Here is a 16,785-nt window from a genome sequence, read left to right on the forward strand (position 1 = left end):
CTCCTTTAGGCGCGTAGGTGCTCCGCTTTAACAACCATTTGTAGGCCATTAGACAGTTGAACACGCACATCTTCCTTATTGATTTCAACGATAGTCGCAGCCATATTTCCTTTACCCATATTGACGTTCACTTGATTACCGATAGTCATTTCATCAGCATTCAAAGCTCGCGTTTCTACTGGCTTGCTGGCTTTCTGTGCTTTATTTTGTTGTGGGCGACGGTTTTGTGGCTTTTTGTTAGCCGGTTTTGCTTTAACTTTACCTTCTTCACGAGCTTTTTGCGCTTGCTCTTTACGACGAGCTTGAACTTTAGCCTTGCTTTCAGCCAGCACTGTTTTTGCGTGTTCAACGTGCTCTTCTTCTAACTCACCTGCTGAATTACCATCTAGGTCAACACGAGTCGCACCCAGTTTTACACCATGGAGGTAACGCCATGATGAAGTGTATTGTCTTAACGCTGCACGAAGCTGAGTTTTACTCACCTTTGGATCGTCGCTTAGACGTTCCGCAAGATCTTGAAAAATACCAATTTTAAGTGGCTTTGCTTCACCTTCTAAAGTAAAGCACTTAGGGAAACATTCAGCAATATATGCAATCACTTCTTTGCTGTTTTTTAACTTTTCAGTGTTTTCCATGAGGAGTCCTGGTTAGTGCGGTCTGTCCGCGAGCATTAAGATAAATATTTCAGGTATTATAGTGACCTGCAAGCGAAAAACCACACTCAATCTAGAAATTATGCACCGATAGCGTGTGAATTAAGCAGCTTTTCCACTTCATTCATCAAAAATGTCAAACCTTCTTCATCTATTTCGCTAAAACGACCCACTTTCGGACTGTCAATGTCTAGCACACCCACGATGGTTCCATTAATACTAAATGGAATAACGATCTCAGAGTTACTCGCTGCGTCACAAGCAATGTGCCCTTCAAACTCATGAACATCAGCAACCCTCTGGACACTGTTCGTTGCTACAGCCGTACCACAGACACCACGACCAATAGGAATCCTGACACACGCTGGTTTACCTTGAAACGGCCCTAAAACCAACGTCTCTTCTTTGATTAGATAGAAACCCACCCAATTTAGTTCCTCAAGCTCCATATTCAAAAGCGCACTTAGATTAGACAAATTGGCAATAAGGTCTTTTTCCGACTCTAAAAGTGCAACAGCTTGCTTGGTTAAGCGGTGATAATGTTCTATTTTCATATTGACTTCCATTTGAAAATTAGAGACTTCCATCATGAATCAACGTACAATCGTCCGTAAACCATAAATAGTAAGCATTCTCATTATAATGTCTGATAACCCCAACACTATTAGCCGTTCTTGGCTCATAACTCAAGTAAAAAAGCACAAGTCGAAACTTGTCCTCGCCAACATCATCGCGTTTGTTGCTACTCTCGTCAGTGTTCCCATCCCTCTTTTAATGCCGTTAATGGTAGATGAAGTACTACTTGATAAACCCGCAACAGGTCTTGAGCTGATGGACAAAGTGTTACCGGTTTCGATGCAAACACCAACCGGCTACATATTCCTTACTCTATTACTTGTGATTCTGATGAGAACCGTTAGCCAAGGTTTAAACATCCTTCAAGGGCGTCAGTTTACTCTCGTATCCAAAACGATCACCTATCAGATGCGCAGCAAGATGATAGACAAATTAGGTCGGATCAGTATCAGACAATATGAAACTCGCGGAAGCGGTGGAATCAATGCTCACTTAATTACCGATGTCGAAACCATTGACCAGTTCATAGGCACCACTTTAAGTAAATTTCTGATTAGCTTGCTCACTGTAATTGGTACGGCTGGTGTACTACTGTGGCTAGAGTGGCGTCTCGGCTTATTCATCCTTTTGGTCAATCCAATTGTGATTTATTTCTCTCGAAAACTAGGCAGTAAAGTAAAACACCTCAAGAAACGCGAAAACCAATCTTTCGAACGATTCCAAAATCGTCTTGTTGAGACATTAGACGGTATCTACCAATTGCGTGCAGCCAATCGAGAACGAGAGTTTCTTGGCGAACTAAAACAGCAAGCCAATCAGATCCGAGTAGACGCTGATAAATACGCGTGGCAATCCGAAGCCGCAGGTCGAGTTTCTTTTCTTCTGTTTCTGCTTGGGTTTGAACTGTTCCGTGCCGTCGCCATGTTAATGGTCCTGTTCAGTGACTTAACTATCGGTCAAATATTTGCGGTCTTTGGCTACCTATGGTTTATGTTGGGGCCGGTACAAGAATTACTTGGTATTCAGTTTTCTTGGTACAGCGCAAAAGCGGCAATGGGCCGCATAAACGCCCTACTCAATTTGGAAGAAGAGCACCGCCCAGAGAGTAAAATCAACCCGTTTACAACAGATAAAGAAGTCGACGTTAAGATCGAACATATTGATTTTTCTTATAATGACGAAAGTAAAGTGCTCAATAATCTAAACTTGAATATTCCAGCTGGAAAGAAAGTTGCATTGGTTGGTGCAAGTGGAGGTGGGAAATCAACACTCATACAATTGCTTATAGGTGTATATCGTCCAGACTCAGGCATCATCCGTTTCAATGGTGAGACAACAGATGATATCAGTTATGACATAATAAGAGATAAGATTGCCGTTGTATTACAACAACCTATACTATTCAACGACAGTTTAAGGCATAATCTCACGCTCGGCTCTGACTATGACGATTTACAACTGTGGCGGGCTCTTGAAATTGCTCAAATGCAAGATGTAATAAGCCAATTAGGTGACGGTTTAAATACACAAATTGGCCGAAACGGCATTCGATTATCAGGTGGCCAAAGGCAGCGACTTGCTATAGCAAGAATGATTCTTAGCGATCCTAAGTTTGTCATTCTGGATGAAGCAACTTCTGCGTTAGATACGGCGACCGAAGCAGCACTTCATAAAGCGCTGACAGAGTTTTTGAATGGGCGAACAACGTTAATCGTCGCGCATCGCCTCTCTGCCGTCAAACAGGCTGATTTGATCTACGTTTTAGAAGATGGACAAGTAACACAGGCAGGCACTCATGGTGAGTTGGTCAAACAAGAAGGTTTATACCAAACGCTTTATGGAAGCGTTCAGTCGCACGCCTAACCATAGTTATTACTCAAGATTTGGAGGGTAATATGAGCCCTCCAAAATTATCACCACACCTTTCTGAAACTTCCCACGTTAGACTATGTCACGGGTGTGAATTGCCCATAGATACCGTCTATATTGAACCTGGAAAAAGCGCTTATTGCCCACGTTGTGGAAGTAAATTGTATCGTGGAGGCAAACCTTCTCTATCTGGCAACCTAGCCATAGCCATTACTTGCCTTTTACTTTTCATTCCTTCTCATTTCTTTAACTTTATTAGTATTCGACTATTCGGCGTCATGATCCCAGCGACCTTACCTTCTGGTGTTTTCACACTATTTGAAGAGGGTTTTGTTTTCCTAGCTATACTAATCATCTTTTGCAGCTCTATCGCACCATTATTAGTCAGCGGTTCGGTCCTAACTGCTCACGTTGCCCTTAAGCAACGTAAATTTTCATTACTTAAATATTCTCTCTATACAATTCAACACCTGAAAAACTGGGTGATGATTGATGTATTTCTCGTCAGCGTCGCTATTTCCTGCTTTAAGTTACAGGACTATTCCGACATATACGTGGGCGTAGGTTTATATGGTTTGGTCCTGTTACAGATCGCGACAGTCATGCTTGTCACACGAGTGAGTGTACGCCGTTATTGGGAAGCCTACGAGACTGAACATTCTTATCAGTTCAAAGAGAAACAACTTCACTGTCACCACTGCCACCTTTCTCAACCAGAAGGAACGCAGTGTGTTCGCTGTCATAAACCCATTTATCACCGTAAACCTCGCTCCGTACAAATGACTTGGGCTTATCTTGTTGCCGCTACGATTGCCATTTTTCCGGCAAATCTGATCCCGATATCGATTTTGATTACTAATGGCCAGCGACTTGAAGACACCATTTTTTCCGGCGTGGCTTCACTGGTAAAAAACGGTATGCCAGGAATCGCGGTCATTATATTCGTAGCGAGCATTGTCGTTCCCGTCGCCAAAATCATCGGTTTGGCGTACTTATTGCTCGCGATCCAATTTAAGCGCAAAGTGTTTCATCGCCAAAGAATGATGATCTATTTTGTTATTAGATGGATAGGACGTTGGTCCATGATGGATTTGTTTGTTATTTCTATCATGATGACCTTAGTCGATCGCGGCCAGATCCTCGATTTTACTCCAGGGTATGGAGCGGTTGCGTTTGGAATCGTTGTTGTATTGACTATGCTGGCGGCAGAGAGTGTTGACCCGAGACTGTTGTGGGATAATTATCCAGATCCAGAAAAGAATAATCAGAGAAAAGAGAAGAACCATTAAATGACTCATTCATCTTCTAATCAACCCTCTTACTCGCCGGACGTGAAGCGTAATAAAGGTGTGTCTCCTTTGTGGCTTTTACCTTTGCTGACCATGGTCCTTGCTGGTTGGTTGGTTGTTAAGGCGATTAACGACGCTGGTCAGCGAATTCAGATCTACTTCTCTGATGCTCAGGGCTTAGTCGCAGGCCGTACTACGATTCGCTATCAAGGCCTAGAGGTTGGTATCGTGCGTGACATTAACCTCTCACAAGACTTAGAAAGTATCTACGTAGACGCTGATATTTACCCTGAAGCCACTAAACTCTTGTCGAAAGAAACGCGCTTTTGGATGGTCAAACCTACCGCCAGCCTGTCTGGCATCTCTGGATTAGACGCTTTAGTATCTGGCAACTATATTGCAATCCAACCGAGCGACAATCCCTCTAAACCCGAAACTCAATTTACGGCACTTGAGCGCTCACCTTCAGATATTTTGGCACGTGAGGGGCTTAACATCACTCTAAGAGCGGAAGACCTCGGCGGTATATCGGTTGGCTCTCAAATCGTTTATCGCAAGATTCCCATCGGTGAAGTCTACAGCTATCAACTTGATGAACCTGGTAGAAATGTGTTAATTCAGGCTTCGATTCACGACGAATACCGCAAAGTCATTACAGATGAGAGCCGTTTCTGGAACGTCAGCGGTTTAGGAGCCAATATCGGATTCGATGGCGTTGATGTGAGACTTGAAAGCTTAAGTGCTTTAATTGGAGGTTCGATTGCGGTCGATTCTCCCGATGGCGGTGAGCCAGTAGCAGACAACACCAGGTTCAAGCTGTATCCAGATCTTAAAACGGCAGGACGTGGTATACCAATTAAAATCACCTTACCAGATGATAACCAAATCAGTCCGACTGGTGCTCCTATCATGTACCGCGGCATTGAAATTGGTCAGGTCACCGACTTGCAGCTTAGTAATGGAAGAAAAGAGATTGTTGCCTCGGCGGCTATCCAACCAGCGTTCTCAGACATGCTGACGAGCGGCAGTAATTTTATCCTCGAAGAAGCGAAAGTTTCACTTTCTGGTGTAGAAAATCTCACAAACTTAGTGAAGGGAAATTTCCTTACTCTGGTGCCAGGAAAGGGCGAACGCTCTCGTTACTTCAACGCAATTCGTAAGGATCAGTTCAATAAACAACAAGCAAAATCTGTGGCCATAACACTGGTTGCCGACAATTCATTTGGCCTTGGTGCTGGTGCAAATGTTCTTTATCGTGGAATTACTGTCGGTGAAGTCACCAAAGTCTCGCTTGTTAGTGAAAAAGTGCATCTAGATGTGTTGGTGGACAAAGCCTATGCCAATACCATTAAATCCCAAAACCGTTTCTTCGTGACGGGGAGCGCCACTGCGGAGCTAACCGAATCAGGCCTCAATATCAATGTACCTCCTGCAAAGCAATTACTGACAGGTTCGGTCAGTTTTGTTAGCGAAGGGGTTGAGAACCCTAGAGAGCAATACACACTCTATCCAAGTAAATCATTGGCTGAATTAGCGAAATACAATATGTCTGGCTCTGAAAGTATTACGCTATTTGCGAACGAGCTTCCCCCTATCAGTAAAGGCAGCCCATTGCTTTACCGTAATTTGCAAGTAGGTAGCATTTCTGATTTCCGTCTTGTTGATGGTGGCGTGGTCATTACCGCAAGTATTGAAAATCAATACAAACACCTAGTCACCGAACAAACCGTCTTTTGGAATCGTTCTGGCGTTGAAGTGGATGCTAGCCTAGCCGGTATAAGTGTTAAAGCTGCTCCATTAAAGTCACTCATTCAAGGCGGTATTGCGTTTGATTCTTTACCGGGTGTCGAAAACAAACAGAATGACAAGTGGCTGCTCTATCAAGATTTCAAAACAGCGCGAAAGTTTGGCCATGTCATTACGCTCAACGCTGAAGGTGAAAACAACATTACTAAAGGAACCGCGGTAAAATATAACGGCGTGCAAGTGGCTGAAGTCACCCTTGTAATACCTGATTTTAAGCGTGAGCGTGTTGAAATTAAACTTCGAGTGTTACCTGAGTATGCAGACAAGCTCGCCACCGAGGGCAGCTACTTCTGGGTTGCTCAAGCGACTGTTGGCTTGAATGGCGTGAAGAATCTTCAGAACCTTCTCACTCAAACTATTAACGTAGTCCCGGGTACAGGCAAAGCTCAGCATACTTTCCATCTCAATAAACAAGAGAGAGATAAACAGGGGGTATCCTTCACCCTGCAAAGCGAATCTCGTGGCTCAGTCGCTAAAGGTACACCTGTACTCTATAGAGAAATTGAGGTGGGCAAAGTCACTAATGTGGAACTCGGAGAGTTTGCTGATCGCGTTGTCTCGACCATCTCTATCCAGCCCGAATACGCTTATCTTGTAAGGCAAAATAGTATTTTCTGGAACATTTCAGGCGTCGATGTCTCCATCGGTCTAGGTGGCGCAAACATTAAAGCGGGGACCATCGACAGTATTGTGAGAGGCGGAATCACCTTTGCCAATCCTGAAAACAATCAACTGCAGCCCATAGCGCAGCCTGGTCAGTCTTTCTTCCTCTATCCTACACCAGAGGAGAATTGGAAGACTTGGCGTACCGCTATTCCGAAACCATAAACAACATTAGATTTTCAAACGCAGCGATTTCGCTGCGTTTTGTTTTTCAATCCGCTATAATTCCGACCCCTGTAAAAACTGAGATAGAACTTTGCATCAGAACGTCTATTTACCCGCAGAATTTTTGAAAGAAATGGAAGCCATTCTTCCTGACAGCCTCAATATGGAAGACTTTGTCGCCGCGTGTCAACGCCCTCTCCGTAAAAGTATTCGCGTAAACACGTTGAAGATTTCTATCTCAGAGTTTATTCAGCGAGCTCAAGTAAAAGGCTGGCAACTGTCACCTATACCATGGTGTGAAGAAGGTTTCTGGATCGACGCTGACGAATCACAAACCCCACTTGGCAACACTGCAGAACATATGTCCGGCTTGTTCTACATTCAGGAAGCAAGCTCAATGATGCCTGTATCTGCCTTGTTTAACGATCAGGGTGACCACTTCATTAGTGTGCTCGACATGGCAGCCGCACCGGGTTCAAAAACCACTCAAATTGCAGCAAAAATGGATAACTTAGGGGTCTTAGTGGCCAATGAATTCTCATCCAGTCGGGTCAAGGTCTTACATGCCAATATTGAACGTTGTGGTGTACGCAACGCCGCGCTGAGTAATTATGACGGCCGAGTTTTTGGAGGCTGGCTGCCAGAACAGTTTGATGCTGTTTTAATTGATGCACCTTGTTCAGGTGAAGGTACAGTGCGTAAAGACGCCGATGCGATGAAGAACTGGAGCAAAGAGTCCGTTCTATCCATCGCTGATACCCAAAAAGAGTTGATAGAGAGTGCGTTTTACGCACTTAGGCCAGGCGGTGTTATGGTTTACTCAACGTGTACATTAAGTATCGAAGAGAACCAGCAAGTTTGTGCGCACTTGAAAGAGCAGTTTGGCAACCTCGTAGAGTTTGAGCCTCTAGATTCTCTCTTCCCTGAGTCAGAGAAAGCGCTAACTGAAGAAGGCTTCCTGCATGTTTTCCCTCAAATGTATGATTGTGAGGGCTTCTTTGTAGCCAGAATAAGAAAGCTTGGTTCCACTGAAGCACCACAAGTGAAAAAGCGCTTAGGTAAATTCCCATTTGAAAAGGCATCCAACAAAGTTCATCAAGAAATCAGCAAACAGCTGCGTGATAGTTTAGATATCGAGCTTCCAGAAAATTCGCAGGTTTGGATGCGTGACAATGATGTCTGGCTCTTCCCTAACGCATTAGAAACTATGCTTGGTGAATTCCGTTTCTCAAGAATGGGGATTAAAATCGCTGAAGCTCATAAAAAAGGCTACCGATGGCAGCATCAGGTCGCGACAGCGTTAGCTACTGGCCAAGAGTCGAACTGTGTCACACTTTCTACAGACGATGCCCGCGAATGGTTTATGGGTAGAGACGTTCGACCGGAGAATCTATCAGGCAAAGGGGAAGTGATTGTAAAGCTTGGTAACGATGTGATTGGATTAGGAAAATGGGTCGGAAATCGAGTGAAGAATGGTCTGCCTAGAGAGCTAGTGCGAGATAAAAATCTATTTTAAATCGCAAAATATGAGTAGAAAATGCCAGAACCGCCTAGCGAAACAATGACGATGTACTACACTTTAGTGAATGATAAAGCATAGAATATCAACCAGTTAGCGCAGGCTCTATAAGAGCCATTCCCCTAGGCCCAAAGCAATATCCGCTTCGGGCCTTTTTTTGGCCTCAATTACGAAACGATGCGAATACCACCTTCCTCTATCGTAATTTTTCCTTGCTTATATAAGCCACCGATTGTTTTCTTGAATGTCCCTTTGCTGGTACGAAACGCAGCAAAAATACTTTCCGGTGATGATTTGTCATTCAAAGGTAGGAAGCCTCCCTTCTTTTCAAGAACATCCAATACTTTTTGACTCAAGTCATCCATCTTAGCAACACCGATTTTCTGCAAAGAAAGGTCTACTTTGCCATCTTCGCGAATACCCTTGATATACCCTTTGAGTCGTTTACCTACAAACAATTTACCAAAGACATCGGATTTGAAGATCATACCCCAGTGTTGGCCTTCCACGATCGCCTTAAAGCCTAAGTCACTGCGCTCAGCAATAATTAAATCTACTTGCTGATTACGCTGGTAATTCGCAGGTGTCTTGTCTAACAGTTTGTTAAATTTAGTCGTACCAACAATTCGACCAGAGGCTTTATCTGTGTATACGTACACTAGAATGGTTTGGCCTTCCGAGTAGCGCGAACGCTGCTCACTAAATGGGATTAACAGATCTTTGCCTTTTATTCCCCAATCAGCAAAGGCACCAGTACTGTTGATTCCTTGAATCTTCATCAACCCCCACTCGCCCACTTGAGCAATTGGGGTTTCAGTTGTCGCAACCAGCTGATTATCAGAGTCGAAATATAAGAAAGCATCAATAAATTGACCTACTTCGGTGCCTTCTGGAACAAACCTATTGGGTAGTAGGCTAGTGCCGTAATCGCCTGCATCGAGAAATACGCCAAAATCTGCTTTTTTTACTACTTCTAAGTGGTTTATTTGACCAACTTTAATCATTTCAACTGTCTCTTGCTAAATTTGCGGTGATTATACCGAAACTCTGTTATGCTTTCGCCAGATAATTATATTTTTTTCAGGAGTATTCTTTGCTCACCGTTGATAAGCAGGACGGCATCACTCTTAAGATTTCCCACGCAATGGCTTCATCCAAGAAGTCAGATCTTGACCTCTACTTTTTCATTCCTGGCGAGCTCGGCCTAACACCAGATGTACTCAAAGAGAACGAGATTTATTACGAGTCCATCGTACAAAAACGTGCCTATTTTAGTGACAAAACACTATTGCCACTCGTACACAGCCGTTTGGCAAAGCGGGGGCGCCTGTCTTCGACTCAATACCGTGTTAGTTTGAGTTTGTTTGCCTATCAGTATGTGATTGCATTGGATAAAGCCGTCAATGAACTCAATAAACATAATTCAGACGTTGTAACCACCGATGAAGTGGATGAAGTTATAGAGTTGGCATTAGATATCTTGAAAAAGTTAAGACGAAGCATTCCGTACGAGGAAAGCATCAAGCGCTACTACGCTAATATAGACAACTATCTTTCTTGGTATACTGGCCAGCGTTTTCTGTCTCTCATCGCTCACATGCCACGAGACAATGACTACAAGACTATCAAAGATCGACTCTTGGCTATTGTTGAGAAAGAAGCTGCACACCGTAAGCTTAACAATTACAACTCAAAAAGCGTTCGTGACGACGTAACCCGTCTCAGTAATAAAATGCGCTTGCTGCGCCGCTTGATTGAACACCCCGTTGTGTTAAAAGCTAAAACTCAATCACTTGGAAAGAACATGAAGCGAGTGGTCAAAGGCTCAGCAACAGGCTTTGTCATGGTTTTTGTCACCATTACAGCGATTCTCGCACGGGACTATTGGGGAGAGATCACCGTCTCTTTCATCATTTTGATGTCATTTGTGTATGCGCTGCGCGAAATATTTAAAGATGATCTTCGCGATGTCATGTGGCGATGGATTCGTAAAGGTCGACCAAAATGGCGCCAATACTATTTGGACCCAACGACGAACAAAGCCGTGGGCCAAAAGTTAGAGTGGTTAGACTATAAAAACATCCTTAAGCTGCCTGACCGCATCCAGAACATCCGTAAGAAACGTGTTGTGCAACGTGAAGAGCAAATCCTCCACTACCGTTCTGAAACCGAGATGTCAACGTCCAAATTTATGAGCGGTTACGAAGAAACTCGAGAGTCGATGATGCTCAGTATGAGACCATTTATGCGTTTGATGGATAAGGGTTCGAATAAAGTTTACACACTAAACAACGGTCAGGTCAGCAAAGAATCCGTTGAAAAGCGGCATCTGATTAACCTCATCGCCAAAGAAGATAGCCATGATGGAACACCTCATTATTATCGTTGGAAAATTGTTCTCAATCGAAACAAAATTGTGGCCATTGAACAAATTGAGATAGATGACGTTAGTCACCCATTTTCTTCAATGACAGAGTAAGTTGAAACTCTGCCATCGGCTCGTCACCATGTAAGCTTGGACAAACCGCGGTAATCCTCACTGGCTGATTAATTCGCTCTCCGGTCTCCATTGTTTGATCCAACATTTTGTCAATGACTGCCCCATCGTTGCAAACAAAGTGAACGTCACCCTCTGGCCGTTTGAGGAATTGCCCGTCAACAGCTTTAAAGGCCAGAGATACTTTATGGCCTCTGTCTTGAGCTTTGCTCATCGCCATAAACCCACCAGCTACATCTGCTCCTACCGCCAGCACACCGAAATACATACTATTAAGGTGGTTCTTAGTTTTTCTTTTGAGGGGTATTTTTACTTCAACTGAGTCAGAATCGAGTTTGAGTATTTTTGGCCGACACAACCAAATCAAGGGGACTTTAAAGAATCCGAAAAGTTTAAGGTACAAATTGGCTTTAGTAAGTGGAGAAAGCATTTAACTGGTCCGACATGTCACTCTGTGTATCCCTAGTTCATAACGAACAAAGGTTGATGTCAACATTTTGTTAACATCAACCTTTTGAAGTTATATCGAAGTCACCTATTTTCAGGTTACGACGTCACAACAACTTGGATGTAAGCATGCTCAAGAATGTATTCCCGTATTTTACTGTAGCGAGCAAGTCCACTAGTTACGACCAATACAGGCTTAGAATTGTGATTTGCCGCTTTGACTGCCATATCCACTAGAGCGATAACGGCTTCGCTCTGAGGGTCGAACAGGTGTTGCAAATCTTCACTGAGCCTGTCAACACCAAGCGTATACTGAGAGAGGTTCTCTAGGTTAATAACTAAGCCATCGAAGTAATGCAACAATCGCTCTGAGAGCAACGCAGCAGACGGGACATCAACAGTATACAAAACCTTCAACCCATTTAAACCTCTTGGCAGCCCCTGCTCTGCCAGTAAATCAATAATCTTGGCTGCATCAGACAATGCTCTGACAAATGGAACCACAATCTCAACTTGTACGCCTTGCTGCTGCAACGCCTTGAGAACTTGACACTCCAGAGCAAATGCATGACTAAACTTAGTTTGAGCGTAACGAGATACACCGCGCAAGCCTAATGCTGGGTTGACTTCTTGTGCTTCAGCTTTCCCACCGAGAAGTGAGCTCAATTCGTAACTATCCGCATCACTTAACGCGACACGCACAGATTGATGGTTGGGCTTCACCGACTGCATAATTCGTTCAGTTAACGTGGCGACAAAATGGTCTTCCATCGAAACTTCGCCAAGTATCGCGTCAATAGAGCTGAGTTCAACGTCACTCAGAATGGACTCAACATTTTTAAAGCATGGGTGGTAGAAAATATTTTCTGAGACTAAATCGGAGAGAGAAACAAAGAGGTGTGTGCTTTCTGAAGACGGTTCTTCACCCGGTATTGCATCACCTAAATTGAGTCGTGATTGCCATTCATCTGAAGTATTAATGCTCATTACTGCTCCGTGCATTTTATTGTTCGATTCTTTCCTGAACATACCGACAGAACCAAAGTAAAACAAGTTAAAATGCATTTTTATAAATTTTAAACGCATAATATCTCACCCACCAAAGATGGGCACGCCAAGAATGAAGATAAGAGGTTTATTCCTAATGATGTTTCCGTTATCTTTACCGCTTCGCAATAAAAACAACAGGCTTTCGTATGCCACTCAAAACCGATGAATTAAGAACCCAACCATTGGGTCCAATGCCAACTCCGGCAGAACTTGGAAACGCCCATCCAATTACGGAAGACGTAGCAAAACGCATCGCTGAATCTCGCCGCCAAATTGAAAAAATTCTTGTAGGTCAAGATAATCGCCTGTTAGTCATTGTCGGGCCTTGCTCAGTTCATGACACTGAAGCCGCACTTGATTACGCTAAACGCCTAGCGGAGGTTCAGGAGCACTACAAAGACGAATTGTTTGTCGTCATGAGAACCTATTTTGAGAAGCCGCGCACTGTTGTTGGTTGGAAAGGCTTGATCACTGACCCTAACCTAGATGGTTCTTATGCATTAGAAGCGGGCCTAAACAAAGCTCGTAAGCTTCTTCTAGATATCAACAAACTCGGATTAGCTACGGCGACCGAGTTCCTAGATATGATCACTGGCCAGTATATCGCTGACTTAATCACTTGGGGCGCAATTGGGGCACGTACAACCGAGTCACAAATTCACCGTGAAATGGCTTCAGCGTTATCATGCCCTGTCGGGTTTAAGAACGGTACGAATGGCAACATTAAGATAGCGATCGATGCAATTCGCGCATCTCATGCCTCACATTACTTCTACTCACCAGATAAAAACGGTCGTATGACTGTTTATCGCACCAGCGGTAACCCGTTCGGGCACGTGATTCTACGGGGAGGCGAAAAAGGTCCTAATTTTGATGCAGGATCTGTAGAAGCGGCCTGTCAACAACTAGAAGAGTTTGGTTTGCCTCAGCGCCTAGTCGTCGATTTCAGCCATGCCAACTGCCAAAAACAACATCGCAAACAACTTGATGTTGCGAAAGACATTTGCGAGCAGATCACATCTGGCAAAAATCAGATTGCGGGTATCATGGCAGAAAGCTTCATTATCGAAGGCAATCAGCCAATGAAAGACATAAGCAATCTTACATACGGTCAGTCAATCACCGACCCATGTTTGAGCTGGGAAGATACATCAACCATGCTAGACATGCTGGCAACCGCCGTTAAATCACGCGGTTAAACGAGAGGAATAAGAATAATGCCATCTTTTGATATTATATCTGAAATTGATACGGTTGAACTACGTAATGCCGTAGATAATGCGTCACGAGAATTGTCTACTCGCTTCGACTTCCGCGGCGTGGATGCATCATTTGAAATGCAAAAAGATGAATCTGTGCGCCTAAATGCTGAAGGTGATTTCCAGCTAAAACAAATGCGCGATATTCTTCGCTCACACCTGACAAAGCGAGGAGTCGACGCCAATGCAATGGAAGCAAAAGCTGAAGAGGCTTCCGGTAAGAACTGGCATCAAATCGTAGTTTTCAAGCAAGGTATTGATACACCAACAGCCAAGAAAGTCGTAAAGGCAATTAAAGATGCGAAGCTAAAAGTGCAAGCGTCAATTCAAGGTGAAAAGGTAAGGGTCACAGGTAAAAAACGTGATGATCTACAAGCAACTATTGCTATGATTCGCGAAGCTGACCTAGGCCAGCCATTTCAATATGATAACTTCCGTGACTAGCTAATGCGTTCCATTGGGATTTATCTAACAACAAGCCCGCACTTTGCGGGCTTGTTTTAATATAAACAAAATAACTAAACAGAACCTAATCTAATATGTGTATCATTGTTCTTGAGCAAATTATATTGAGATGAATCCGGTTCAACCAATATGACCACTCGTAACTTTTCACTTCTTGCGTTAACCAGCCTCTCAGACAAATCCACGTCACGGTGATATTCTTCCCTTTCAGCATCTCTTCTAATGAGATCCACGAACTCAAACGGGCAACCTTTGTCAAACAACACGAGCTCTGCTTGCTGCATCATACGCAACGCTTTGAGAGGAAGAAGCTCGACATCATTTCCATAATCTATCCACGTCACCATGCCTTTATCGTCAATCTGATTTCCAAACATGCTCAAGTAAATATCTTCTAGCTGTGAACGTTGAGTCGCCAGTTCAGTGTCTGGATGATCGAAGAATGACTCCCAAAACTTACGCCTGAGGTCAACAGAAGGTAACCGAAGCTTGATATCGCTTCGCTTTGACGCCCCGAAATCCGCGAGTAGTGACAGGTTTTGTGGCAAAGTGGCCTCAAACTGTTCTCTAATGTTACGTACCAGCACGGGCGACGCACCACCACTCGAAATTGCGATTTGAATTCTCCCCCGATTTATAATTGATGGGGTTATAAAATCACAATAGGGCTGATCATCCACCACGTTGACAAGTAAACCTAACGCTTTAGCATCGTGATAAACGCGATGATTAAGATCTGGATTGTCCGTTGTGGCCCACACTTGAATGTATTTGCGATCTAATACGTCTTGCGAATAAAAATTTTGTATCCACAAACACTCGTTATTCGCCACCAGTTTCTGCAAATAAGGTTCTATTTGGGGCGACACTATGGTTACGTTTGCGCCTGAACGAATCAGGCTGTCTACTTTTCGACAAGCGACTTCTCCTCCTCCAACAACCAGAACGGGTTTGTCGGTAAGGTTCATAAACAGAGGAAAATACTGCATTTCTATCCTTGGGCAATGATAAGACCTATTTAGAATATACTACCAAAAATGGGGCACATCGATAAACCCAACAATAAACATCGTATGATTTATCACCAAATTTAATATTATTTATAGAATTATCTTTTAAATCTATTCAGATCAACGAAATGTAAATATTATGTAAACAGTAAATTATGGTGAGTCTCTACGTTTGCACCATTAGTGTGATGCCTTGCACTATTTACATTCGTTTAACATTTGGTCATCCTACTAACAGGTCAGGTTTGTAAATTCAATTAATAAATCTTTTTAAATTATATATTTGAGAATTTACCGATCTTTTCCTACGCTTATAAACGGTTGATTTATATACAACTCAAATCTGGGTAATCAACCAATAACTATTGAAACACAACATTTTTTCATTCGTTGTATCAGGTGTTACCTGGTTTAACATGGATCATACAGGAAGGATACAAATGGCGAACAAACTAACACTTCTTGCTTCAGTAGTAGCTGCTTCAACTGCGCTGATGTCTACAAGTGCTTTTGCAGCAGATAGCACTCTGGATAAAGTGACTAAGCAGGGTTTCCTAACTTGTGGTGTAAGTACAGGTCTACCAGGATTCTCTAACCCCAACTCAAAAGGCGAATGGGAAGGTATTGACGTAGAGTACTGTCAAGCACTTGCTGCGGCCGTGCTTGGTGATAAATCAAAAGTTAAATATGTCCCGCTGACCGCTAAAGAACGCTTCACCGCACTGCAATCTGGTGAAATCGACGTTTTATCTCGTAACACAACATGGACCTTACACCGCGATACCGCTCTGGGTCTGAACTTCGTAGGCGTTAATTACTACGATGGTCAAGGCTTTATGGTTAAGAAGGATCTTGGCCTGAAGAGTGCAAAAGAACTCAATGGTGCATCGGTTTGTGTTCAGTCTGGTACAACAACAGAACTAAACCTAGCTGATTACTTCCGCAACAATGGCATGTCATACAAGCCTGTAGTATTCGATACAGCAGCTCAAACTTCCAAAGGTTTCGATGCGGGTCGTTGTGACGTGCTAACTACTGACCAGTCAGGTCTGTATGCACTTCGTTTAAACCTTCAGGATCCAAGTTCAGCTGAGGTACTACCCGAAATCATTTCTAAAGAGCCTCTTGGCCCTGTAGTACGTCAAGGTGACGATCAATGGTTCAACATCGCTAAATGGACGCTGTCAGCGATGGTGAACGCAGAAGAGTACGGTATTTCTTCCAAAAATGCGGATGAGATGCTCAAATCCACAGATCCAAACATTAAACGTATTTTGGGTGTCGAAGGACCTAAAGGCAAAGGCCTTGGCATCCGCGACGATTGGGGCTACCAAGTTGTTAAACAAGTGGGTAACTACGGCGAAAGTTTCGAGCGCACTGTAGGTAAAGGTTCTCCACTACAAATCTCACGTGGTGTAAATGCACTTTGGAATGCGGGTGGCTTTATGTACGCTCCACCAATCCGTTAAACAAAACATAACAACAAAATGGGCGGTATAAGCCGCCCTTTTTATAAA

The 16,785-nt window shown here is 43.5% G+C and carries 14 protein-coding genes; 8 read left to right on the forward strand and 6 right to left on the reverse strand.

Annotated elements, in window-relative coordinates; all coding sequences use genetic code 11:
* Positions 1-5: 5 nt before the first annotated feature.
* Positions 6-635: an RNA chaperone ProQ gene (gene proQ, locus OH455_RS11330; RefSeq protein ID WP_206369719.1), complete on the reverse strand. Its 630-nt coding sequence runs from the start codon at positions 633-635 to the stop codon at positions 6-8.
* A 98-nt stretch (positions 636-733) separates the two neighbouring features.
* Positions 734-1,207 carry a GAF domain-containing protein gene (locus tag OH455_RS11335; RefSeq protein ID WP_045973465.1) on the reverse strand — a complete coding sequence of 158 codons (474 nt, stop codon included), beginning with the start codon at positions 1,205-1,207 and terminating at the stop codon, positions 734-736.
* 88 nt (positions 1,208-1,295) lie between these two features.
* Here OH455_RS11335 and OH455_RS11340 point away from each other — a divergent pair, with 88 nt between their 5' ends.
* The 4 genes from OH455_RS11340 (at position 1,296) to rsmF (ending at position 8,537) form a co-directional block, all read left to right on the forward strand.
* Positions 1,296-3,092, forward strand: a complete 1,797-nt coding sequence (locus tag OH455_RS11340; RefSeq protein ID WP_269981449.1) for an ABC transporter ATP-binding protein — start codon at positions 1,296-1,298, stop codon at positions 3,090-3,092.
* A 32-nt stretch (positions 3,093-3,124) separates the two neighbouring features.
* Positions 3,125-4,387 (forward strand): paraquat-inducible protein A, encoded by a 1,263-nt coding sequence (locus OH455_RS11345; RefSeq protein ID WP_269981450.1) that lies wholly within the window; start codon positions 3,125-3,127, stop codon positions 4,385-4,387.
* A complete protein-coding gene (locus tag OH455_RS11350) occupies positions 4,388-7,021 on the forward strand; it encodes an MlaD family protein (RefSeq protein WP_269981451.1) in 2,634 nt (877 codons plus the stop codon). It abuts the gene before it with no gap.
* 91 nt (positions 7,022-7,112) lie between these two features.
* On the forward strand, positions 7,113-8,537 hold the full coding sequence (gene rsmF, locus OH455_RS11355) for a 16S rRNA (cytosine(1407)-C(5))-methyltransferase RsmF (protein WP_269981452.1): 1,425 nt from the start codon (positions 7,113-7,115) through the stop codon (positions 8,535-8,537).
* A gap of 170 nt (positions 8,538-8,707) precedes the next feature.
* Here the strand turns inward: rsmF and OH455_RS11360 are convergent, their stop codons facing one another.
* The gene (locus OH455_RS11360) at positions 8,708-9,544 is read right to left on the reverse strand and encodes a CvfB family protein (RefSeq protein ID WP_269981453.1); all 837 of its coding nucleotides are present in this window, start codon (positions 9,542-9,544) and stop codon (positions 8,708-8,710) included.
* Between the two features lie 89 nt (positions 9,545-9,633).
* Here OH455_RS11360 and OH455_RS11365 point away from each other — a divergent pair, with 89 nt between their 5' ends.
* A complete protein-coding gene (locus OH455_RS11365; protein ID WP_045973455.1) occupies positions 9,634-11,019 on the forward strand; it encodes a hypothetical protein in 1,386 nt (461 codons plus the stop codon).
* On the opposite strand, the gene OH455_RS11370 is transcribed toward OH455_RS11365, so the two are convergent.
* Positions 10,988-11,467 (reverse strand): DUF4442 domain-containing protein, encoded by a 480-nt coding sequence (locus OH455_RS11370; protein WP_269981454.1) that lies wholly within the window; start codon positions 11,465-11,467, stop codon positions 10,988-10,990. The two genes, OH455_RS11365 and OH455_RS11370, sit on opposite strands and share 32 nt — an antisense overlap.
* Positions 11,468-11,583: 116 nt before the next feature.
* A complete protein-coding gene (locus tag OH455_RS11375; RefSeq protein WP_206369726.1) occupies positions 11,584-12,471 on the reverse strand; it encodes a putative PEP-binding protein in 888 nt (295 codons plus the stop codon).
* Between the two features lie 209 nt (positions 12,472-12,680).
* Here OH455_RS11375 and OH455_RS11380 point away from each other — a divergent pair, with 209 nt between their 5' ends.
* Together OH455_RS11380 and OH455_RS11385 are read left to right on the forward strand one after the other, a co-directional pair.
* Positions 12,681-13,733, forward strand: a complete 1,053-nt coding sequence (locus tag OH455_RS11380; protein ID WP_269981455.1) for a 3-deoxy-7-phosphoheptulonate synthase — start codon at positions 12,681-12,683, stop codon at positions 13,731-13,733.
* A gap of 18 nt (positions 13,734-13,751) precedes the next feature.
* Positions 13,752-14,237, forward strand: coding sequence for a YajQ family cyclic di-GMP-binding protein (locus OH455_RS11385; RefSeq protein ID WP_045973449.1), 486 nt, complete (start codon positions 13,752-13,754; stop codon positions 14,235-14,237).
* A gap of 74 nt (positions 14,238-14,311) precedes the next feature.
* Here the strand turns inward: OH455_RS11385 and OH455_RS11390 are convergent, their stop codons facing one another.
* Positions 14,312-15,247: an NAD(P)-dependent oxidoreductase gene (locus OH455_RS11390; RefSeq protein ID WP_269981456.1), complete on the reverse strand. Its 936-nt coding sequence runs from the start codon at positions 15,245-15,247 to the stop codon at positions 14,312-14,314.
* A gap of 461 nt (positions 15,248-15,708) precedes the next feature.
* Between OH455_RS11390 and OH455_RS11395 the strand changes: the two genes are divergently transcribed.
* Positions 15,709-16,737 (forward strand): amino acid ABC transporter substrate-binding protein, encoded by a 1,029-nt coding sequence (locus OH455_RS11395; protein WP_269981457.1) that lies wholly within the window; start codon positions 15,709-15,711, stop codon positions 16,735-16,737.
* Positions 16,738-16,785: the final 48 nt, after the last annotated feature.

Origin of the sequence: Vibrio sp. T11.5 (genome assembly GCF_027587155.1) — a bacterium.
Lineage (GTDB): Bacteria > Pseudomonadota > Gammaproteobacteria > Enterobacterales > Vibrionaceae > Vibrio > Vibrio neptunius.